General features: G+C 51.6%; 25 protein-coding genes. 12 read left to right on the forward strand and 13 right to left on the reverse strand.

Annotated elements, in window-relative coordinates; genetic code table 11:
• Positions 1-43 precede the first annotated feature (43 nt).
• The 3 genes from ACTJJI_RS04155 to ACTJJI_RS04165 all read left to right on the forward strand — a co-directional run bounded on the left by ACTJJI_RS04155 (position 44) and on the right by ACTJJI_RS04165 (position 1,935).
• Positions 44-781: a phosphatase gene (locus tag ACTJJI_RS04155; protein WP_014831403.1), complete on the forward strand. Its 738-nt coding sequence runs from the start codon at positions 44-46 to the stop codon at positions 779-781.
• 20 nt (positions 782-801) lie between these two features.
• Positions 802-1,356, forward strand: coding sequence for a TorD/DmsD family molecular chaperone (locus ACTJJI_RS04160; RefSeq protein ID WP_014831404.1), 555 nt, complete (start codon positions 802-804; stop codon positions 1,354-1,356).
• A 96-nt stretch (positions 1,357-1,452) separates the two neighbouring features.
• Complete coding sequence (locus ACTJJI_RS04165; protein ID WP_072095085.1) at positions 1,453-1,935, forward strand: DUF1097 domain-containing protein; 483 nt, start codon at positions 1,453-1,455, stop codon at positions 1,933-1,935.
• Positions 1,936-1,978: 43 nt separating this feature from the next.
• Here ACTJJI_RS04165 and csgG read toward each other — a convergent pair whose 3' ends face one another.
• The 4 genes from csgG to csgD are packed head-to-tail and all read right to left on the reverse strand — an operon-like array spanning position 1,979 to position 4,320.
• On the reverse strand, positions 1,979-2,812 hold the full coding sequence (csgG, locus tag ACTJJI_RS04170; RefSeq protein ID WP_014831406.1) for a curli production assembly/transport protein CsgG: 834 nt from the start codon (positions 2,810-2,812) through the stop codon (positions 1,979-1,981).
• Positions 2,813-2,838: 26 nt separating this feature from the next.
• A complete protein-coding gene (csgF, locus tag ACTJJI_RS04175) occupies positions 2,839-3,252 on the reverse strand; it encodes a curli production assembly/transport protein CsgF (RefSeq protein ID WP_014831407.1) in 414 nt (137 codons plus the stop codon).
• Between the two features lie 23 nt (positions 3,253-3,275).
• Positions 3,276-3,665, reverse strand: a complete 390-nt coding sequence (gene csgE / locus ACTJJI_RS04180; protein ID WP_014831408.1) for a curli production assembly/transport protein CsgE — start codon at positions 3,663-3,665, stop codon at positions 3,276-3,278.
• Positions 3,666-3,669: 4 nt separating this feature from the next.
• Positions 3,670-4,320, reverse strand: a complete 651-nt coding sequence (gene csgD, locus ACTJJI_RS04185; protein WP_440653149.1) for a biofilm master transcriptional regulator CsgD — start codon at positions 4,318-4,320, stop codon at positions 3,670-3,672.
• A gap of 766 nt (positions 4,321-5,086) precedes the next feature.
• Here csgD and csgB point away from each other — a divergent pair.
• The 5 genes from csgB (at position 5,087) to ymdB (ending at position 7,561) form a co-directional block, all read left to right on the forward strand.
• Positions 5,087-5,542 carry a curli minor subunit CsgB gene (gene csgB / locus ACTJJI_RS04190; protein ID WP_046888595.1) on the forward strand — a complete coding sequence of 152 codons (456 nt, stop codon included), beginning with the start codon at positions 5,087-5,089 and terminating at the stop codon, positions 5,540-5,542.
• A gap of 41 nt (positions 5,543-5,583) precedes the next feature.
• Positions 5,584-6,039 (forward strand): curli major subunit CsgA, encoded by a 456-nt coding sequence (gene csgA, locus ACTJJI_RS04195; protein ID WP_014831411.1) that lies wholly within the window; start codon positions 5,584-5,586, stop codon positions 6,037-6,039.
• A gap of 59 nt (positions 6,040-6,098) precedes the next feature.
• Positions 6,099-6,431: a curli assembly chaperone CsgC gene (gene csgC, locus ACTJJI_RS04200; protein ID WP_014831412.1), complete on the forward strand. Its 333-nt coding sequence runs from the start codon at positions 6,099-6,101 to the stop codon at positions 6,429-6,431.
• Positions 6,432-6,592: 161 nt separating this feature from the next.
• The gene (locus ACTJJI_RS04205) at positions 6,593-6,913 is read left to right on the forward strand and encodes a type 1 fimbrial protein (RefSeq protein ID WP_014831413.1); all 321 of its coding nucleotides are present in this window, start codon (positions 6,593-6,595) and stop codon (positions 6,911-6,913) included.
• Positions 6,914-7,018: 105 nt separating this feature from the next.
• The gene (ymdB, locus tag ACTJJI_RS04210) at positions 7,019-7,561 is read left to right on the forward strand and encodes an O-acetyl-ADP-ribose deacetylase (RefSeq protein ID WP_014831414.1); all 543 of its coding nucleotides are present in this window, start codon (positions 7,019-7,021) and stop codon (positions 7,559-7,561) included.
• Between the two features lie 34 nt (positions 7,562-7,595).
• Here the strand turns inward: ymdB and mdoC are convergent, their stop codons facing one another.
• Complete coding sequence (gene mdoC, locus ACTJJI_RS04215; RefSeq protein WP_043951601.1) at positions 7,596-8,735, reverse strand: glucans biosynthesis protein MdoC; 1,140 nt, start codon at positions 8,733-8,735, stop codon at positions 7,596-7,598.
• Positions 8,736-8,990: 255 nt separating this feature from the next.
• Here mdoC and mdoG point away from each other — a divergent pair, with 255 nt between their 5' ends.
• The 3 genes from mdoG to ACTJJI_RS04230 all read left to right on the forward strand — a co-directional run bounded on the left by mdoG (position 8,991) and on the right by ACTJJI_RS04230 (position 13,376).
• Positions 8,991-10,544, forward strand: a complete 1,554-nt coding sequence (mdoG, locus tag ACTJJI_RS04220) for a glucans biosynthesis protein MdoG (protein ID WP_043951602.1) — start codon at positions 8,991-8,993, stop codon at positions 10,542-10,544.
• Positions 10,537-13,065: a glucans biosynthesis glucosyltransferase MdoH gene (gene mdoH / locus ACTJJI_RS04225; RefSeq protein ID WP_014831417.1), complete on the forward strand. Its 2,529-nt coding sequence runs from the start codon at positions 10,537-10,539 to the stop codon at positions 13,063-13,065. The genes mdoG and mdoH overlap by 8 nt, the downstream gene beginning before the upstream one ends.
• A gap of 83 nt (positions 13,066-13,148) precedes the next feature.
• Positions 13,149-13,376 (forward strand): YceK/YidQ family lipoprotein, encoded by a 228-nt coding sequence (locus ACTJJI_RS04230; protein ID WP_013097162.1) that lies wholly within the window; start codon positions 13,149-13,151, stop codon positions 13,374-13,376.
• 6 nt (positions 13,377-13,382) lie between these two features.
• On the opposite strand, the gene ACTJJI_RS04235 is transcribed toward ACTJJI_RS04230, so the two are convergent.
• From ACTJJI_RS04235 to ACTJJI_RS04245, 3 genes are all read right to left on the reverse strand, one after another.
• A complete protein-coding gene (locus ACTJJI_RS04235; RefSeq protein ID WP_014831418.1) occupies positions 13,383-13,757 on the reverse strand; it encodes a MysB family protein in 375 nt (124 codons plus the stop codon).
• A 97-nt stretch (positions 13,758-13,854) separates the two neighbouring features.
• Positions 13,855-15,072 carry a multidrug efflux MFS transporter MdtG gene (gene mdtG / locus ACTJJI_RS04240; RefSeq protein ID WP_050861062.1) on the reverse strand — a complete coding sequence of 406 codons (1,218 nt, stop codon included), beginning with the start codon at positions 15,070-15,072 and terminating at the stop codon, positions 13,855-13,857.
• A gap of 142 nt (positions 15,073-15,214) precedes the next feature.
• A complete protein-coding gene (locus tag ACTJJI_RS04245) occupies positions 15,215-16,141 on the reverse strand; it encodes a Kdo(2)-lipid IV(A) acyltransferase (RefSeq protein WP_014831420.1) in 927 nt (308 codons plus the stop codon).
• 223 nt (positions 16,142-16,364) lie between these two features.
• Between ACTJJI_RS04245 and trhO the strand changes: the two genes are divergently transcribed.
• Positions 16,365-17,414 carry an oxygen-dependent tRNA uridine(34) hydroxylase TrhO gene (gene trhO, locus ACTJJI_RS04250; RefSeq protein WP_014831421.1) on the forward strand — a complete coding sequence of 350 codons (1,050 nt, stop codon included), beginning with the start codon at positions 16,365-16,367 and terminating at the stop codon, positions 17,412-17,414.
• Between the two features lie 41 nt (positions 17,415-17,455).
• Here the strand turns inward: trhO and ACTJJI_RS04255 are convergent, their stop codons facing one another.
• From ACTJJI_RS04255 to bssS, 5 genes are all read right to left on the reverse strand, one after another.
• A complete protein-coding gene (locus tag ACTJJI_RS04255; protein ID WP_014831422.1) occupies positions 17,456-18,034 on the reverse strand; it encodes a YceI family protein in 579 nt (192 codons plus the stop codon).
• Between the two features lies 1 nt (position 18,035).
• Entirely contained in the window at positions 18,036-18,602 is a 567-nt protein-coding gene (locus ACTJJI_RS04260) for a cytochrome b (protein ID WP_014831423.1), read from the reverse strand.
• A gap of 219 nt (positions 18,603-18,821) precedes the next feature.
• Complete coding sequence (locus ACTJJI_RS04265) at positions 18,822-18,935, reverse strand: DUF2770 family protein (RefSeq protein ID WP_046888590.1); 114 nt, start codon at positions 18,933-18,935, stop codon at positions 18,822-18,824.
• Positions 18,936-18,990: 55 nt separating this feature from the next.
• Positions 18,991-20,109: an N-methyl-L-tryptophan oxidase gene (gene solA, locus ACTJJI_RS04270; protein ID WP_050861064.1), complete on the reverse strand. Its 1,119-nt coding sequence runs from the start codon at positions 20,107-20,109 to the stop codon at positions 18,991-18,993.
• A gap of 116 nt (positions 20,110-20,225) precedes the next feature.
• Positions 20,226-20,480: a biofilm formation regulator BssS gene (gene bssS, locus ACTJJI_RS04275; RefSeq protein ID WP_008500827.1), complete on the reverse strand. Its 255-nt coding sequence runs from the start codon at positions 20,478-20,480 to the stop codon at positions 20,226-20,228.
• Between the last annotated feature and the right edge of the window lie 186 nt (positions 20,481-20,666).

The following is a 20,666-nucleotide window of genomic DNA, read 5'->3' on the forward strand; positions in this document are numbered from 1 at the left end:
CAGATAACTGCTATCCTTTGGAAAAACCGCAGAGGAGAGAGAGATGTATCCCGTTGACCTGCATATGCACACCGTCGCCAGTACCCACGCGTATAGCAACCTCCATGATTATATTGCGCAAGCGAAGCTCAAGGGCATCAAGCTTTTTGCCATCACCGATCATGGCCCGGATATGGCGGATGCGCCACACTACTGGCATTTTGTGAATATGCGGATCTGGCCACGTCTGGTGGACGGTATTGGGATACTGCGCGGCATTGAGGCGAACATCAAAAATACCGACGGTGAGATCGACTGCACCGGCCCGATGCTGACGTCTCTTGATCTTATTCTCGCCGGTTTCCATGAGCCTGTCTTTGCACCTCAGGATAAAGAGACCAATACCGCGGCGATGATTGCCACCATTGCCAGCGGCAATGTGCATATTATTAGCCACCCCGGCAACCCGAAGTACCCGATTGATATTCAGGCTGTCGCACAGGCGGCTGCGAAGCACCGCGTGGCGCTGGAGATTAACAACTCCTCCTTTGTTCACTCGCGTAAGGGCAGTGAAGCCAACTGTCGCGAAGTGGCGGCCGCCGTGCGTGATGCCGGAGGCATGGTGGCGCTGGGTTCAGATTCCCATACTGCGTTCACTCTGGGCGATTTCAGCGAGTGCCTGAAAGTGCTGAAAGATGTTAACTTCCCGGAAGCGCAAATCCTGAACGTGACCCCACGCCGCATGCTCGATTTCCTGGAGTCACGCGGAATGGAACCGATTGCTGAATTTGCCGATCTTTAATTGTGTAATGGAATAAAAAAATGAATGAGTTTTCCATCCTCTGCCGCGTGCTGGGTACGCTGTACTATCGCCAGCCACAAGACCCGCTGCTGGTTCCGCTCTTTACATTAATTCGTGAAGGGAAACTGGCACAGAACTGGCCGCTGGAACAGGATGATTTGCTGGAGCGCCTGCAGAAAAGTTGCGACATGCAGCAGATTTCAACAGATTACAACGCGCTGTTTGTGGGTGACGAGTGCCGTGTTTCACCATACCGCTCAGCCTGGCAGGAAGGGGCAACGGAAGCGGAAGTGCGCGCATTTCTCTCCGAACGCGGTATGCCGCTGACCGATACGCCTGCCGATCATATCGGTACGCTGCTGCTGGCCGCGTCCTGGATCGAAGACCACGCCGGAGATGATGAGAACGAAGCCATCGAAACCTTGTTCGAAGCCTACCTGCTGCCGTGGGTCGGGACATTCCTTGGGAAAGTTGAAGCGCATGCCACCTCGCCATTCTGGAGAACGCTGGCTCCGCTGACGCGTGATGCCATCGCTGCAATGTGGGATGAGCTGGAAGAAGAGAACGAAGAGTGATTTAGATCACAATAATTCTGCAACAATTCGCATCACCTTGCATGTAATGTGCTTCTGATCTCATTTCCATGGCGCGTTTCTGCTAAGATGCGCGCCATGAACATATTACTTTGTATCGCAATAACGACGGGTATTCTCTCCGGGCTGTGGGGATGGGTGGCCGTGTCCCTCGGATTGCTCAGTTGGGCCGGGTTCCTCGGCTGCACGGCCTATTTCGCCTGCCCGCAGGGAGGCCTCAAAGGGCTCTTTATCTCGGGCTGCACGCTTATGAGCGGCGTTATCTGGGCGCTGGTTATCATGAAAGGCAGTGCGCTCGCGCCACATCTGGAGATCCTCGGCTATATCATGACGGGCGTGGTCGCCTTTTTGATGTGCGTTCAGGCAAAGCATTTATTGCTGTCGTTTGTACCTGGCACCTTTATGGGGGCGTGCGCCACCTTTGCAGGGCAGGGGGACTGGAAGCTGGTGGTTCCCTCACTGGCGCTGGGATTACTGTTTGGCTATGCCATGAAGAACAGCGGCCTGTGGCTGGCGGCACGACGGGAAAAAGCGCAAAACATTCCTGCGGTGAGTGAATAAAAAAAGGCGAGATACCTGTCTCGCCTTTTTTATGCGCGTCCTGTCAGGATTCCGGAGGAACCGACATGTCGCGGTATTTCACCAGTACCGGATTCTGCACGTCTGCTTTGTTCTGCAGATCCCACAGCCCGCGATCGATACCATCATTTATCAGGAAGATAACTCCGGTTTCAATGGCTGACATCAGACACATCATCACCGGTTCGTTAGAGGTATAACCGATTTCACCCTCCAGCAGACGCTGGTAGTCGATGAAGCGGAACACCCCAGCCTGCACTTCATAAGACAGAATGGTTTTGCTGGTTGTTACCGAAGAGAGAACTTCCCCTGTACTGACGTTAACGACACGCAGGTTAACGGCGATTTGGTCGAGCTGATACTGTGTATCTGCGCCGATACCGAAGTAACGCGCGCCAGCACCACCCGATTTAACGTTACTTTCGTAACCGATAATCGACCCTTCAATCATGACGTTCGCGGCTGCCAGAGATTGCAGCGGCATACGGTTATTATCCGCGACGGTTCCATTCTCCTGCGCCGCACGAATAATTTTTCGTTCATTTAGCAGGTTTTGCAGTCCCTGACGTTCCAGCGGAATAAACCAGCGTGAATCCTTCAGCGCGGTTACCAGCATGGCGGTGGCGCTTTGCGGCACGGCCGTGGAGAAGTTACTTGCCGGGTAAGGTTTAAATTGCCCCGTTTCATCCTGAATGTTGTAGACGGAGACAAATATTTTACCCGTAGGCGCAGGTAAATGGGTTAAATCACGATAACTTTGAGCCCGAGGCAATAATGTCGGTTTTGCAGCTTCTTTAGGGGGAGCAGTTAAACAACCGCTCAATAAGCACACTGCAACAAGTATCAGGAAGCGCTGCATGATCGTTGTCCTTATTTTGGGATTGTTTAGAAGTCAGTTGAGTTTGTTTGTAGACCGGAAACCTGAATGGTGGAGGTTTTTCCGGTTTTACGGTCGGTAACATTCAACTGGAGCTGCCCGTCCCTGTTGGCGATGTCGACAATAAAGTCATTTGTCACCATGCGGCCGGGTTTACCGGTATTAATGTTTGTCAGCAAACCGCCCAAAATTTGCGACTGGATAGCCTGGGTGAAGTTGTCCAGTGCGGATGGGGTATCCACGCTAAAATCATTAAAGCTCGGATCTTTATAAGAATTTTGTGCCTGGGCTTCATTCAACATGAACGCCCCATTGTTCGGGTTACCACCAAAGTTGGGATTACGGAACTGGAATGTCATATTCCCGGCCCAGCTTAATGGGGTTATTAGCATTAACGAAACAACTGCATATGCAATACGCATGACAGCCTCCGGATATAGGTTCGCTAGAACTCGTCTTTTGCTAAATCGCTGGTGCTTAATAGCGCTTTATCTATTTGCATGCGATTTATAGCGTCTTCTGATTGTGCCAGCGCTAAGGCTACGTTTTTATCGAAGTCTATTTTGGTGGGGAATAAAAAAGTTTGATATATAACGAACTGGTTAGCCGTTATTGTTATCCAACTTCCCCATCGTGCACTGGGCCGCTCGTTGATTGTTATATTACCAGGGTACGTACTGTCCCATTTATCACTGAAAGCACGATAAAAACTGTGCCCGACAGAGGAGACGGTATGGTCTGTTAACAATCCGGGAACTTCGACCTCGACGGCCTGCAGGTTCCCGGCAGCGAGCAGAAAGCCCGCTGCGGCAATCCAACTCAAGGTGCGTTTCATGTGATTAACGCCTGAGGTTATCGTTTGCCCATGAAACCGCCTGAGTTCGGTTTTTAACAGCTATCTTCTTGAAAAGATTATAAAGGTGCGTCTTAACCGTATTTTCGCTGATAAATAACGAACGGGCGATTTCAATATTTGAAGCACCAATGCGCAATTTGTTCAGGATCTCTTTCTCCCGGTGCGTGAGCAATGCCGATTCTGAACTGTTGAAGCGGTAATTTCCGGAGTGCGTAATAAGATAGCTGGCCAGCTTTTGCGAAAAATAACACTCTCCTCGCAAGATACCTTGCAGGCCTTCTACCACCCGATTTTCTTCTTCAGTGACGTAGAACACGCCATTGATATGCGGCCAACTTTCGATGTCCCTGAAAGGGTACTCGTCAGGGGTATTCAATAATAGCACGCGGATATTATTGTTTTTCCTGCTTAAAGTATCTTGCCAGTAATGGATGAGCTTTTTATCCGCTTCCATCATATCGAAAAGAATGATGCTGCCAGGTGCAATATCATCGAAAGAACGTTGAATATTATGCAATTTTCCGTTCAGTGATAAAGATTGCTTTAAATGTTGTAATAAAGCGGTCGCCTGTAAAGAAGGTTTTGTGATCAACAGTAATGTATGACCATGTAAACTATGGACTTCATTAAACATGATGAAACCCCACTTTTTTTTGACACCTGGCAGTTGTCCTCCTGTGAAAAGAGGACACCAGAAGTACTGACAGATGTTGCGCTGCTGTGTGTAGAATTAAGCCATAGCCTCCACAGGGGAGGTAAATATAAAACCAATTTCGTACATCTAATTTCAATCTAGCTTTTACGAAGTTTAAAGCAAGTGTTAAACGTGTAACAAGATGTAAAAATCAATATTAATTTGTGAAAATGAGCTTTCATGGATGCTGTAAAATGATGAGAAAGTTGTACATTGAAATAAGTGTGCACAAATTTTAAAAATCATACAAATATTTATATCATTTTGATTATATTCATTATTATTAATTGTTTTTGAGTTGTGAACAGGTATAAGTTGCTGGATTTATCTAAGACCATGAATGAACGGTTCTGCATCTTAAGAAAACACGCGTTGTGTCACGCACTGAGAGAAATGTCATCCTGCCGTTACGTTTAACCTTCTGTAAAGAAAGTCTGGACAGCGCTTCCTGGTGCTGTACAACCTGATTTTTTAAACGCTGCAATAAAAAATTAAGCTGTCCTGTATTCAGCTGTTTTTCTGAAAAATTACTACTTTGAGGTGACGTGATAAATAAAAATAAGCCGCGCGGGTGAGATATTTAAAATGTTTCGACGGACATACTCTTCACCGTAACGACGCGTTAACAAAATACGAGTCGTTCTAACATGAAGCCACAGTTACATGGCAATGAAATTTTAAATATAGCCAGGTCCAGGGTGACAACATGAAAAACACATCGTTATTTATGATGTTTACATTACTGGGAGTGCCTGGGTTTGTAACCGCAGCGAATTCAGATTTGGCTAACGCTGAATATAACTTTGCGGTTAATGAAATAAGCCGTTCATCATTAAATCAGGCAGCCATTATTGGTCAACAGGGCGTATTAAATGACGCTCAGGTACGCCAGGACGGTTCAAAATTACTGTCCATTGTTTCCCAGGATGGGTCAGGTAACAGGGCGCGCGTTGATCAATCAGGGACTTATAATTTTGCATATATCGCTCAGAGCGGCTTTGCGAATGATGCAGATATTACGCAAGACGGATTTGGTAATAGTGCGAAAATTATCCAGAAAGGGTCGGGTAATAGAGCAAGCATTACGCAGTACGGTACACAGAAAAACGCAGTTGTAGTGCAAAAACAGTCGCAAATGGCAATTCGCGTTATTCAACGTTAGTTATTCGCGGCGACTTAAATCAATCCGATGGGGGTTTTACCATGAAATTTATCAAAGTGGCAGCTCTTGCAGCAATCGTAGTTTCTGGTAGTGCTATGGCCGGTCTTATTGATCAAGGTGGCTGGGGCCACGGACATGGTCATGGTCACGGCGGTAATGGCCCAAATTCAACCCTGAATATTTACCAGAACGGTGGCGGTAACTCAGCTGTCGCCTTGCAGACAAATGCCAGAGATTCAACGCTGTCTATTAGCCAGAGTGGTGGCGGTAATGGCGCGGATGTCGGACAAGGTTCTGACGACAGCACCATTTCTCTGACCCAGAATGGTTTTGCCAACAGCGCAACACTTGACCAGTGGAACAGCCACGACTCTACTATGAACGTAAGTCAGTACGGTGGTTTCAACGGCGCGCTCGTCGATCAGACCGCCTCTAATTCTACGGTCAATGTTACCCAGATTGGTTTTGGTAACCACGCTTCAGCCTATCAGTATTAATACTGAAATATGTGCGACAAAAACAGGGCTGCGGCCCTGTTTTTTTTCGGGAGTTGATCATGAATACCTTAATCCTTCTTGCTGCACTATCCAGTCAGATAACGTTTAACACAGCGCAGCAGGGCGATATGACCACCATTATTCCTCAGGTCATATTGACGCAGTCGTGTGAGTGTCTGGTGCAAATAGTCGCTCAACGAGAAGGGCAAAGTGGCCAAAGTACATCACGGCAGCAAAACAAGCTTTTTATCCCCGCTAATCAGACGATCGATTTAATGCGGCTGAGTTTAAATATTGCTACGGGGGATACGGTGAACATTATTGTCACCGTCTCTGATGGTAAATCGCTTCATTTATCACAGCAGTGGTCACCGCCGGGAAGGGCGCTTTAATCATTTATAAAATCAATGATTTGCCAATGTGGCAGGCCTTCACCGTTGAGCTATGCTGTTAACAGGAACTGAGCAACTATGTTCCGGGACGTGAAACTACGTTTGCTTTAATGGAGCGCTTTTACCCCTCAAGGACGATTTTCATTGAGGAGTACATACAAGTGACCAAATATACCGCTCAACTCGTTTCTGGTTTTAGTCTGCTCGTCTCTCTTTTTATTACCCCGGTTTTTGCGGCGACGGTTGTGGAGGGTGGGGTGATTCATTTTCGCGGCGCGATTGTCGCAGACCCCTGTGAAGTGACTGCACAACAGCGGCAATTTGCGCTGTCATGCCCGGAAAATAACCAGATGCAAACGCGCATGGTCAGTTATGAAGAGGCACTTAATGGGCATGTGACCGATTCCAGCCTTGCCTCCCTCAGCATGAAATACCTCAATCCTGAAAAAACGCTCGCGGTGGTGGAAATTCAATACCGTTGATTCGTTCTCTTCCGCCTGCCGGCGGAAGAGGTTTTTCCCGATAGTTTTTTCTCTCGGGTACCTCTGCGATACACTTAAGAAAATGGCGGGAAGCAGAGGGTATTTATGAAACCGCAAATTGACGTTATTCATGGCGATATCACGACGATGCACGTTGATGTGATCGTCAATGCAGCCAATCCGTCACTGATGGGCGGCGGTGGCGTGGATGGCGCTATCCACCGGGCTGCCGGACCGCAACTGCTGGAAGCCTGCAAGACTGTGCGTCAGCAACAGGGGGAGTGCCCACCGGGTCATGCCGTTATTACGCTTGCGGGCGATCTTCCCGCGAAAGCGGTGATTCATGCCGTGGGGCCAGTATGGCATGGCGGCGATCGACACGAGGCGAGTCTCCTTGAAGAGGCTTACCGAAACTGCCTGCGCCTGGCCGCCGACAATGGCTATAAAACCATGGCATTCCCGGCGATCAGCACAGGGGTGTATGGCTATCCGAAAGCCGCCGCAGCGACGATTGCGGTAGACACCGTATATCGTTACCTGTCGCTCAAACCGATGCCCGAAAAAGTGACATTTGTCTGTTTCGATGAGGAGACACTGCATCTTTATCAGCGGCTGTTGACCCAGCGCGGACAGGAATTAGAGACCTGAAACACACGCGGCGCACTGAGTGCGCCGCGTTTTTTTATGATGCTCTTACTTGCGGTTTCCCGGAGAAAAGGAAACGCAGAAGCGGTATCCGCAGATGGATTTCGTAAAGCACGATGGCGATGCCAATCACAAAGACCAGCCCGGTAAAGAAGCCCAGCGTGTTGGAGGCGATATGCGGTGTGATATAGGCCCCGAAGAACAGCGTGAGGGGATGGTGCACCAGATAGATAAACAGCGACGCATTGACGAAATAGGTCACGCGGCTGGACTTAAAGTTGAGCAGGCGGTGGCCAAGGGCAAAGACCACATTCACCATCCACAGGCCCAGCAGCATGGTAATGACGCTCTCGGTTTCATACATCCAGGCATCACCGCTGCCGTAGCGCTGATTTAACAGATAGGCCGCAAACGCGATGGCGGCCCCACAAGCACACCACGGCGATGGGGTCGTGAACAGCGATTTAAGCTTTGGATAAATAAAGGCCAGCGCCCCGATTAAAAAGAAGGGGATGTAGAACAGCGACTGCATCACCACAAAATTGAACAGACCGTCGCTCAGTATCGGCGGATAAACGATAAACAGGGTGCGTCTGACCGCGGCATAGGCGATGCCCAGCAGTAAAAAGAGCAGCGACAGTTTCCCGAGGGTGATACTGGCGAAGAAGGCGTTAGCTTTATGGCTTAAATGACGGCGCAAGCGGCCAAAAATAAACACGCTGACTGTGGTGAGCACCACCAGCACCAGCAGGAACCAGAGGTGAGATACCAGCTCCCAGACCAGGGTGTTGTATTTTTCATACAGCGACAGGTTAGGCCAGTTCTCCGCCTTACCTTTTACGTACTGCAACATAATGAACTGCGGCAGCGTCAGCAGGGGAATGGCGGTCAGCATCGGAATGCCGACGCGCTCCACGCGCACTTTCCACCAGCGCTTGATCGGGTAGCGCAGAAACAGCATATAAGAGAAGTAGCCAGAAATGACGAAAAACACCTGCATGCGGAAGGCGTGAATAAAGTCATTAAACAGCGTCAGCCACCAGGAGGGCATTTGACTATTAACATGCCAGGTGTGGCTGGAGTATATCAATGAAATGTGGAAGGGGATCCCCAATAGCATCAGCCATGCCCGGATCGAGTCGAGGAAATATTCACGTTCTACTGGTGTTGTGCTCATATAACTTTGTGCATTCTCAGACTTTTCGCCTTATCCCTAAGACTCATAATGGTTACATTCGAAGCCAACCCTACACCAAGACCGACACCCTGTCTCCAGGATAAGCACGCAAAGTGAAAAGCGGGTTCTTTCATTTGCTTAATCCCTGAGCCAGCGAGCTGAACAAAGCAGTGATAATGTTGTCGGATTGCCTGAGTTTCCATTAAAATGGATCGGATCGATATAAGCACACAAAGGGGGAAGTGCTTACTTATTATGAAACATAAACCACAGATGATGAAAATGCGTTGGTTGGGTGCTGCAGTGGTGTTGTCCCTGTATACCTCATCGGCACTGGCCTTTAACATCGACGATGTCGCAAAACAGGCAAAATCGATGGCAGGCAAGAGCTACGAAGCGCCGAAAAGTAACTTGCCCTCCGTTTTCCGCGACATGAAGTATGCGGACTATCAGCAGATCCAGTTCAATCACGATAAAGCGTACTGGAACAATATTAAGACCCCGTTCAAGCTTGAATTTTATCATCAGGGTATGTACTTCGACACGCCTGTCGCCATCAATGAAGTGACGGCTACAGCGGTACGTAAAATCAAGTACAGCCCGGATTACTTCAATTTTGGCGATGTGCAGCACGATAAAGATACGGTTAAAGACCTGGGCTTCGCCGGCTTCAAGGTGCTTTATCCGATCAACAGCAAAGATAAAAACGACGAAATCGTCAGCATGCTCGGTGCCAGCTACTTCCGCGTTATTGGCGCGGGGCAGGTGTACGGGCTTTCTGCGCGCGGCCTGGCTATTGATACCGCGCTGCCATCAGGTGAAGAATTCCCGCGTTTCCGCGAGTTCTGGATCGAACGTCCAAAACCAACGGATAAACGTCTGACTATCTACGCACTGCTGGATTCCCCGCGTGCAACGGGCGCGTACCGCTTTGTGATTATGCCAGGACGTGACACGGTCGTTGACGTGCAGTCTAAGGTGTATCTGCGCGACAAAGTGGGCAAACTGGGCGTTGCGCCGCTGACCAGTATGTTCCTGTTTGGGCCGAACCAGCCGTCACCGGCGACCAACTTCCGCCCTGAACTGCACGACTCCAATGGTCTCTCTATTCATGCCGGTAACGGTGAGTGGATCTGGCGTCCGCTGAATAACCCGAAACATCTGGCCGTCAGCAGCTTTGCGATGGAAAACCCGCAAGGTTTCGGCCTCCTGCAGCGCGGCCGTCAGTTCTCTCGCTTTGAAGATCTGGATGACCGCTACGACCTGCGTCCAAGCGCGTGGGTGACCCCGAAAGGTGACTGGGGTAAAGGGAAGGTTGAACTGGTTGAAATCCCAACCAATGATGAAACCAACGATAACATCGTCGCTTACTGGACGCCGGATCAGCTGCCGGAAGCCGGGAAAGAGATGAACTTCAAATACACGATCACCTTTAGCCGTGACGAAGACAAACTGCATGCGCCGGATAACGCGTATGTCATGCAGACTCGCCGTTCAACGGGTGACGTGAAACAGTCAAACCTTATCCGTCAGCCTGACGGTACCGTCGCTTTCGTGGTGGACTTTACAGGCCAGGACATGAAGAAACTGGCGCCGGACACTGCCGTGACCGCACAGGCCAGCATCGGTGATAACGGTGAGATCGTTGAGAACGCCGTACGCTACAACCCGGTAACGAAAGGGTGGCGTCTGACCCTGCGCGTGAAAGTGAAAGATCCGAAACAGACCACTGAAATGCGCGCTGCGCTGGTCAGCAACGATCAGCCGCTGAGTGAAACCTGGAGCTATCAGCTACCTGCCAATGAATAATACATCTGAATATATTGATGCCATGCCGCTGACGGATATTGAAAAAGCGGCACTGCCTGAGAGCGACATCCGCGCGGTACATGCCGCGCTGGATGGGGAACATCGTCAGTTTTCACGTGATGACGATTCTCCGCTGGGGTCAGTGAAGGCTCGTCTGGAGCAGGCATGGCCGGACTCGCTGGCAGAAGGGCAGCTGATTAAAGACGACGAAGGGCGCGATCAGCTTCAGGCGATGCCAAAAGCAACGCGTTCTTCCATGTTCCCCGACCCCTGGCGTACCAACCCGGTTGGCCGCTTCTGGGATCGCCTGCGCGGGCGTGACGTTACGCCTCGTTATCTGTCACGTCTGACGAAAGAAGAGCAGGCCTCCGAACAGAAATGGCGTACCGTGGGGACGATCCGTCGCTACATCCTGCTGCTGCTGACCCTGGCACAGACGGTGGTCGCAACCTGGTACATGAAGACCATTTTGCCTTACCAGGGCTGGGCGCTGATCAACCCGGCAGACATGATGGGCCAGGATATCTGGGTCTCCTTCATGCAACTGCTGCCGTATATCCTGCAAAGTGGCATTCTGCTGCTGTTCGCCGTTCTCTTCTGCTGGGTATCGGCCGGTTTCTGGACCGCGCTGATGGGCTTCCTGCAGCTGCTGATGGGACGAGACAAATACAGCATTTCGGCGTCTACGGTCGGGGATGAACCCCTGAATCCTGAGCACCGTACGGCGCTGATTATGCCTATCTGTAACGAAGACGTTGACCGCGTATTCGCGGGGCTGCGCGCAACCTGGGAGTCCGTTAAGGCAACCGGTAACGCCGCCCATTTCGACGTCTATATCCTGAGCGATAGCTACAATCCGGACATCTGCGTTGCCGAGCAAAAAGCCTGGATGGAGCTGATTGCAGAAGTACAGGGTGAAGGTCAGATCTTCTACCGTCGTCGTCGTCGTCGTGTGAAGCGTAAAAGCGGCAACATCGATGACTTCTGCCGTCGCTGGGGTAACCAGTACAGCTACATGGTGGTGCTCGACGCCGACTCGGTGATGAGCGGTGACTGTCTGAGCGGTCTGGTGCGTCTGATGGAAGCTAACCCGAACGCGGGTATCATCCAGTCCTCGCCAAAAGCGTCCGGCATGGACACGCTTTACGCGCGCTGCCAGCAGTTTGCCACCCGTGTTTACGGGCCGCTGTTTACTGCCGGTCTGCACTTCTGGCAGTTGGGTGAGTCCCACTACTGGGGTCACAACGCCATTATTCGCGTGAAGCCGTTTATTGAGCACTGTGCGCTGGCTCCGCTGCCGGGTGAAGGTTCGTTTGCCGGTTCGATTCTGTCGCACGACTTCGTGGAAGCGGCGTTGATGCGTCGTGCAGGGTGGGGCGTCTGGATTGCCTACGATCTGCCTGGTTCCTATGAAGAACTGCCGCCGAACCTGCTGGATGAACTTAAGCGTGACCGCCGCTGGTGTCACGGGAACCTGATGAACTTCCGTCTGTTCCTCGTCAAAGGGATGCACCCGGTTCACCGTGCGGTATTCCTGACCGGCGTAATGTCTTATCTGTCCGCGCCGCTGTGGTTTATGTTCCTGGCGCTGTCCACGGCTCTGCAGGTGGTGCATGCGCTGACGGAGCCGCAGTACTTCCTGCAACCGCGTCAGCTGTTCCCGGTGTGGCCACAGTGGCGTCCGGAACTGGCGATCGCGCTGTTTGCCTCCACCATGGTGCTGCTGTTCCTGCCAAAGCTGCTCAGTATCATTCTGATCTGGTGCAAGGGCTCGAAAGAGTATGGCGGTTTCTGCCGGGTAACGGTTTCACTGCTGCTGGAAGTGCTGTTCTCCGTGCTGCTGGCGCCGGTACGTATGCTGTTCCATACCGTGTTTGTGGTTAGCGCGTTCCTGGGCTGGGAAGTGGTCTGGAACTCACCGCAGCGTGACGATGACTCCACGCCATGGGGTGAAGCCTTTATGCGTCACGGCTCGCAGCTGCTGCTGGGTCTGGTGTGGGCTGCAGGGATGGCATGGCTGGATCTGCGCTTCCTGTTCTGGCTGGCGCCGATCGTCTTCTCGCTGATCCTGTCGCCGTTTGTGTCGGTCATTTCAAGCCGCTCAACGGTTGGCCTGCGTACCAAGCGCTGGAAACTGTTCCTGATCCCGGAAGAGTATTCACCGCCGCAGGTGCTGGTGGATACCGACAAGTATCTGGAGCAGAACCGCAGTCGTACGCTGGATGATGGCTTTATGCACGCGGTATTTAACCCGTCGTTTAACGCCCTCGCAACGGCTATGGCTACCGCGCGTCACCGTGCCAGTAAGGTGCTGGAGATTGCCCGCGATCGTCACGTTGAGCAGGCGCTGAACGAAACGCCAGAAAAACTTAACCGCGACCGTCGTCTGGTGCTGTTAAGCGATCCGGTGACCATGTCGCGTTTACACTACCGTGTCTGGTCGTCCCCGGAGCGATACTCGTCGTGGGTGAACTACTACAACGATCTGAAGCTTAACCCGCTGGCGCTGAAGGCGAAGTAAGTGGCTACGTGGGCGGGTAAGCAATGTGCCGCCCGCCAGATAAAATACCGGCTTAATCGCCGGTATTTTTTTAGAGGTAACGGATGAAAATAATCATCGTCGTCATGATGGCATGTCTGCTGAGTGGCTGTGGCAGCATCATCAGTCGCACCATTCCAGGGCAGGGCCACGGGAATCAGTATTATCCGGGCGTGAAATGGGATGTCCGGGATTCCGCATGGCGCTACCTGACGGTGCTCGATCTGCCGTTCTCGCTGATTTTCGACACGCTATTGCTGCCCATCGATGCCAGCCACGGTCCCTACGAGTAGCGGAAATTAACGCTCGTCCCACTCATCAGCTGCCGTCTGACCTTCTTCTGTATCCAGTGGTGGCTCGAGCTGGAATTCGCCCTCATCCCACTCATGCAGGGTGTTTTCTTCCAGCCACTCCTGACGCAACTCAATTTCATCATAGTCGCCATCAAAGACGGCCTGGGCACCTTCACCGCTCAGGATCGGCAAACATTCGCCTTCTTCGCCTTCGTCAGCGAAGAATTCGGCCTGCCACATAATATCCCCATCCTGCAGGACATACTTTTGGATATTGAGTTGTTGCACGTCAGCATCTTCTTCGTCAACGCCGGGATTATCGGCGAGGAACTCTTCACGAGCGGCATCAATAGCTTCTTCCAGCGTGGCGTACATGGTCATTGGTGTCTCCCTGTTTTCCAGAAGGTTTCAGGGAAAGAATAGCTGAATATCTGATTCTGCAAGTATGAATGCAAAAATAAGCCGTCACGCATTCGTCTTATTCAGCCACTGGCCGTAATGTCCGGGATAAGCTGAACCATGAATAAATAGCATTAAACAGCACCACGCCTGCCGTGACGATAAAGACGGCGCGGAAACCGAAGCTGGCAGAGATCCCGGCACCCACCAGCGGGCCGGTAACGTTGCCGATGTCGCGAAATGACTGGTTGTAGCTAAATATACGTCCGGCGATTTGGTTGGTTGAGTTGTAGACCAGCAAGGTCTGAACAGCGGGCAGTAACGCGCCGTCGGCAGCGCCCAGCAGGAAACGCAGCAGCCCCAGTTGCCACGGGGATTGCACCATCGACATCGGGATAAGCAGCAGGACGGAGATCACCAGGGCACAGAGCAGGATCTTTTCCGGCCCCACGCGATCCCCCAGTTTGCCCAGCCTTGGGGCGCTGAGCAGAGCCGCCACCCCGGGTACTGACGCAATCAGGCCGCTGATAAAGGCAATATTGCTAACGTTGCCCGCCAGATCGCGAACGTAGAGCGTCAGAATCGGGGCAATCGAACCGGTCGCAACCTGAATAATCAGGGTGGTGACAAACAGACTCAGTACCAGTCTGGGGTTCTTAAGTGAAGCCAGCACATCCCGCGCGTGGAGCATCTCTTTTTTGGCGACGGGCGTGAAGTGTTCGCGAATGCAGATCAGCGTGACGATAAAGCAGAGGAACAGCACGCTGGCAGTAATGAAAAACACCGGGCGCAGACCATAGCTGTCCGCCAGCAAGCCGCCGGCCAGAGGCCCCAGTAATGCGCCGCTCACGCCACCGGTTGAGAGCGTCCCGAGCGCCCAGCCGCTTTTATGACGCGGAATTTGGGTGGCGATCAGCGCATTAGCATTGGGGATAAATCCCCCCAGCAGGCCAAGCAAGGCGCGCAAAATCAGAAACTGCCAGACGTTCTGTGCCACGCCCATCAACGCCATGATAATGGCCATCCCCAGCGCCGAGCGCAGCAGCATGATTTTGCGCCCTTTACGGTCGGCAAGGCCGCCCCAGAACGGCGAAGCAATGGCGGAGAAGAGGAAAGTGATGCTGAACACCAGACCAGACCACATATTGAGCGCACTGTGACCCGTCACGCCCAGTTGTTCAACGTACAGGGGCAGAAAGGGCATCACGAGGCTAAACGCCGCGCCGGTAAGAAAACAGCCAAGCCAGGCAACCGTGAGGTTACGTTTCCAGTTTATGGGGGCATCTGAGGGTGACATAACAATCCGCGTAATAAGGGTGCAGAACACCGTAAGGCATGAAGTAATAAGCCTGCTAATTATGCGCCCGGGTTATGATTGCCGCAATGAGGAAGAGCTTTTAAAGCTAAAACAGGTAGCGGCCCGTAGGGCCGCAGGGGGATTAATAGCGGGACGGCGTGCCTTCTGGCCGCGTTTTAAAGCGACGGTGGAGCCACATATACTGCTCCGGCGCGAGCATTATGCACTTCTCGACAATGCCATTCATCCAGTGTGCGGTGGTTTCTGCATCGGTCAGCGGCGGGGCCAGTTCCGGTTCCAGCATAATTAATTCGTAACCAGAACCATCCGGTTTGCGACGTGGAACAAACGGAACGATGGCGGCTTTGGACATGCGCGCCAGCATCCAGGTACCGGTGGTGGTGGCCGCCTCCTGAACGGCGAAAAACGGCACAAATACGCTGGATTGCGGACCGTAGTCGTGATCGGGGGCGTACCAGACCACTTCACCTGATTTGAGGGCGCGGATCATCCCCTTCAGATCCTTACGGTCGATCATACTTTTATTGGAACGCATACGGCCATTGGTCTGGATGAGATCGATAACCGGGTTGTCGTTAGGACGATAAACACCAATGCCGGGCGCCTGCATACCGAACATACGGGCACCGATTTCCAGGGTCAGAAAGTGTACGCCAATCAGCAGCACCCCCGTCTGGTTTGCCTGCAGCGTATGCACGGGCTCCATGCCCGTTCCGGCAACAACGCTCCAGCGCGCCATGCGTTTATCCGGCCAGAACCACGCCATTCCTGTCTCCATCAGCCCCATGCCGACAGATTCGAAATTCTTTGTCACCATGTCATGACGTTCTGACTCGCTCATCTGCGGGAAGCACAGCTCAAGGTTGCGGTATGCAATCCTGGCGCGACGTTTCATAAACGTTTGCGCAAGACGACCCAAACATTTGCCCAGACGGAAAATAACAGGGTAGGGGAGTTGGACCAGAAGCCATAAAAAGCCAATGCCAAGCCAGGTCAACCAATAGCGGGGATGCATAAGGGCGACAGTAAATTTCGGTAACTGGGTCATGTCTGTCCTGTGTTCTAACGTCCTGAAGGGCTTAGTGTCTCATTTTTTACTACATAGCCAAAATGTCTGTTGTCGAAACGCGTACTTATGCAGCAATTGTTATGACGAATAGTTCAGGCTGACAGAAATGTAGCGTAAATTGTGTGGATGTAAATTGTTATTGTTTGCTATATGATGCCGACCGATTTTACTTTCTCAATAACGATTGCAGGACTTGTACACCATGCCAGTGTTACACAACCGCGTATCGAATGAGATGTTGAAAGCGCGTATGTTGGCTGAAACCGAACCGCGCACGACCATCTCATTCTATAAATACTTCACGATCAACGATCCGCAAGCGACCCGCGATGAACTTTATAAAGCCTTTACAGCGCTAAATGTGTTCGGGCGCGTCTATCTGGCGCGTGAAGGTATCAATGCCCAGATCAGCATCCCGGAAAGCAACGTGAGCGCCTTCCGCGATTTTCTCTACGGCTTCGACCCGGCACTGAACGGCTTACGCCTGAACATCGCCCTGGACGATGACGGTAAATCATTCTGGGTGCTGCGCATGAAAGTGCGTGAGCGCATCGTGGCAGACGGCATTGACGACCCGGAATTCAACCCGGCCGACGTGGGGGAATACCTGAAGGCGGCGGAAGTCAATGCGATGCTTGATGACCCGGACGCGGTATTCATCGATATGCGTAACCACTACGAATATGAAGTGGGCCATTTCGAGAACGCAATGGAAATCCCGGCCGATACCTTCCGCGAGCAGCTGCCGAAAGCGGTTGAGATGATGCAGGAACATAAAGATAAGAAAATCGTTATGTACTGCACCGGTGGCATCCGCTGTGAAAAGGCCAGCGCGTGGATGAAACATAACGGGTTCAATAAGGTCTGGCATATCGAAGGCGGTATCATCGAGTATGCCCGCCGTGCCCGTGAGCAGGGATTACCGGTACGTTTTATTGGTAAAAACTTCGTCTTTGATGAGCGAATGGGTGAGCGTATTTCAGAGGACGTGATTGCCCACTGCCACCAGTGCGGCGCACCGTGCGACACCCATACCAACTGTAAAAATGACGGATGTCATCTGCTGTTTATTCAGTGCCCGGCGTGTGCGGAGAAGTTTAACGGCTGCTGCAGCGAACTGTGCAGTGAAGAGAGCATGCTGCCGGAAGAAGAGCAGCGCCGCCGTCGTGCGGGGCGTGAAAACGGCAATAAGATTTTTAATAAATCGCGTGGCCGACTGAACACCAAACTCGGCATTCCTGACCCGGAATAAGCATAACGCCCGGCAACGTAAAACCCTGCCGGGCGTGTTTATTATGACTTCTGCTGAACACCTTCAACAGAAATAATCAGCTCCACGTCCTGAGAGGCCGGGCCCAAATCCGTGGTGATATTAAAATCTTTCAGATGAATTTTGCCTGCCGCTTCAAAGCCTGCACGTTTTCCACCCCAGGGATCATCGCCCTGACCCAGTAATTTGGCGTCGAGGGTGACCGGTTTGGTGACACCATTGAGTGTCAGATTGCCGGTAATATTCAGCTTATCGCCCTCTTTCTTCACTTCAGTCGACGCGAAGGTTGCCTGTGGGAATTTCGATACATTCAGGAACTCTGCACTACGCAAATGTTTATCGCGCTCAGCATGGTTCGTGTCGACGCTGTTTGTATTAATGGTCACATTGACCTTATCGGCGGCAGGATTTTTATCGTCAAAGGTGAATGTGCCGTCAAAATCCTTAAAGGTACCGTACAGCCAGCTATATCCCAGGTGCTGAATACGGAAATTGACGAAGGCATGCTGGCCTTCTTTATCAATTTTATAATCAGCCGCCACGGCCGAGCCGGTGGTGAATAACAGAGAACCCAGTGCGATACCCAGCAGGTGTTTTTTCATTTTATGCTCCAGAGTCAACTGACGAACGGCCAAGCATGCGCTTTAGCGTATCGTCTTTATCGATGAAATGGTGTTTAAGGGCGGCAAGCCCGTGCAGCACAGAGAGGATGACCACACTCCATGCCAGCCAGAGATGAACCACGCCTGCGGTATCGGCCTGAACCCCCGCGTCAGAGAGCGTGGCCGGCACCTCAAACAGGCCAAAGACGCTAATCGGCTTGCCGTCTGCAGTTGAAATGAGATAGCCGCTAATCAGAATCGCGAACAACAGGAGATAGAGGGCAATATGAGCGGCCACAGCGCTGACACGCGTCAGTTTACTGTGGGTTTTAGGCGCGGCAGGCGGCGGGGAAATATGACGCCAGATGACGCGAATAACCAATGCCATCATCAGCAGGACGCCGATGCTCTTATGCAGCTCTGGTGCCTGGTGATACCAGCCGTCGTAATAACTGAGCGTCACCATCCACAGTCCCAGTCCGAACATCGCATAAACGGTGAGGGCAACTATCCAGTGCAAAAACATGGATATTATTCCGTAGCGCTGAGAGGAGTTACGCAATTGCATCAGAATGACCATTCATGAATTAACAGAATAGTAAAAATGAACGGGAATAAATGATATTGCAACTGAAATAACTGGATATCGTTTTTTAATTTTCTTATTTCAACGGTTTTGAAAATGATCCGCAAATGTAATTCAATGGCTTCGTCCAAGGCGCAATAAACAGCCGGAGTGAAGGTTAAATCAACCTAAAGTAATGTCAGAAATTGTCAATAATGCCTTTCAGTAAAATACAATGTAAATAATATCAATGAGTGCCAGTAACGCCCACAATAAAATATAGAGCATAAAATGCTCACGAATGTTGTTGATAAGAAAGCTAACGATCCTGTGCATAACGTCCCGTTTTGATGTGAAGAACGGGCCCCGGACGTCCGGAGCCCGCGGCAGATTATCGGTTAAAACGCGAAAGTGAGAAGGGGGTAAGATCAAACTGCGGTGCGATACCCTGGGCAAACTGCGCGGCGATTTCACCCAGTACAGAGGCAAACTTGAAGCCATGACCGCTCAGGCCGGTGACGAGCAGCGTGTTGTCATGCCCCGGCAGGGTGTCGATGATAAAGTCTTCGTCCGGTGTATTGTCGTAGGTGCAGGCTGCACCATAAAGTAAGCCACCCACGCCCGGCAGAATATTACGCAGGAACGAGAAGGCTTCGGAGCCATCTTGCGGGTATGCACCAAACGGTTTGCGCTCTTCAGGCGAAGAGATCGCCTGCCCACCATTGTGTTTGCCGATTTTGAGCGCGTCTTTCTCAGACGGGAAGCCGTAAAACTGATCGCCGTTCGGTAACTCGCCGGTGAACGCCGGGAATTTATTCTGCGCACTGTAACGACCATCCGACTGGAACCACGAGAAGACCTTGCGCACCGGCTGAACGGGCAGGTCTGGCAACAGACGGGTGACCCAGGTCCCTGCGCTAACCAGCAGACGGGACGCTGAATATTCTCCATCCGCAGTGGTGACCGTAACGCCGTCAGCGTGATGGGTAAGGGATTCAACCGGGCAGTTGAAGAGCTGAGCGCAGCCCGCTTTTTCTGCAAGACCGATCCAGGTTTTGATGGCCGTTTCACAGTGCAGGACCCCGGAGTTGGCTTCAAACAGACCGATATAATCGTCCGGGACGGTGATCTCTGGCCAGCGGCTCATGATGCCCGCCGCGTCCAGTTTCTCAACGTCAAGGTTGAACGCTTTCGCACTCTGTTCCACGTTGGCCAGAAAATCAGAGCTCGCCGGGCCAAGGTTGATGACACCCGTGCGTTCGAAAATGCGCTCTTCGGTCAGTTTGGCCAGTTCATCCCACAGCGTCTGGGCGCGGAGCACCAGCGGAACATAGCGCTCGCCTTCACCATAGGCGTGGCGAATGAGTCGGGTGTCGCCATGATGGCTCCCCTCCGCATGCGGAGGCAGATGGGCATCGATCATCAGGACCTTCAGACCCGCTTGCGTTGCGTAATAACCTGCGGCAGAACCTACGGATCCGCTACCCATTATGATTAAGTCGTATCTCATATGCATCTCTTGAATTCACGCTTTGTTAGCAGAGTAATTAACTATGCAGGCTGATACAAGGGAGAAATAAATAAGGCACCCGAAGGGTGCCTGTTGAGTGAAGAATAGGTATAAAACTAGTGCCGTTTATACTCATTTTCCTGATAGTCACCAGATTCTATTTTGGCAATACCTGCTTCTAAAATAGAAATAAACTGGCGCGCGACGTCTGTTGTAAGCCACAGCGTCTGTCCAACTTCCGCTTCTTCACGGTTGAGTTGATTCGGGGTCTGGTAGTGCAAACGCAGCATCAGCGCATCGTAGCTATCTACGGTGCTGATATCCCAGCCTACAAGCGGATGGGTCTGGATGACTTCACTATTCTTTTCCATTATAACCCCCTTAATGCGTGTTAGAAGACAACGGCTCTGAGGTTCAATGCATGTTTTTCTGAAAGCATCTTCAGTATACAAGTAATAAGGGTTCCGAAGGGAAAAATAAACAGTTGGCAACACATTTTTCTGCTTTTTAGGATTGTTCGAACAATAAAACACCATCTTGTTCACGATTTTTAAATC

The organism is Enterobacter sp. 22466 (assembly GCF_052044775.1).
Lineage (GTDB): Bacteria > Pseudomonadota > Gammaproteobacteria > Enterobacterales > Enterobacteriaceae > Enterobacter > Enterobacter dissolvens.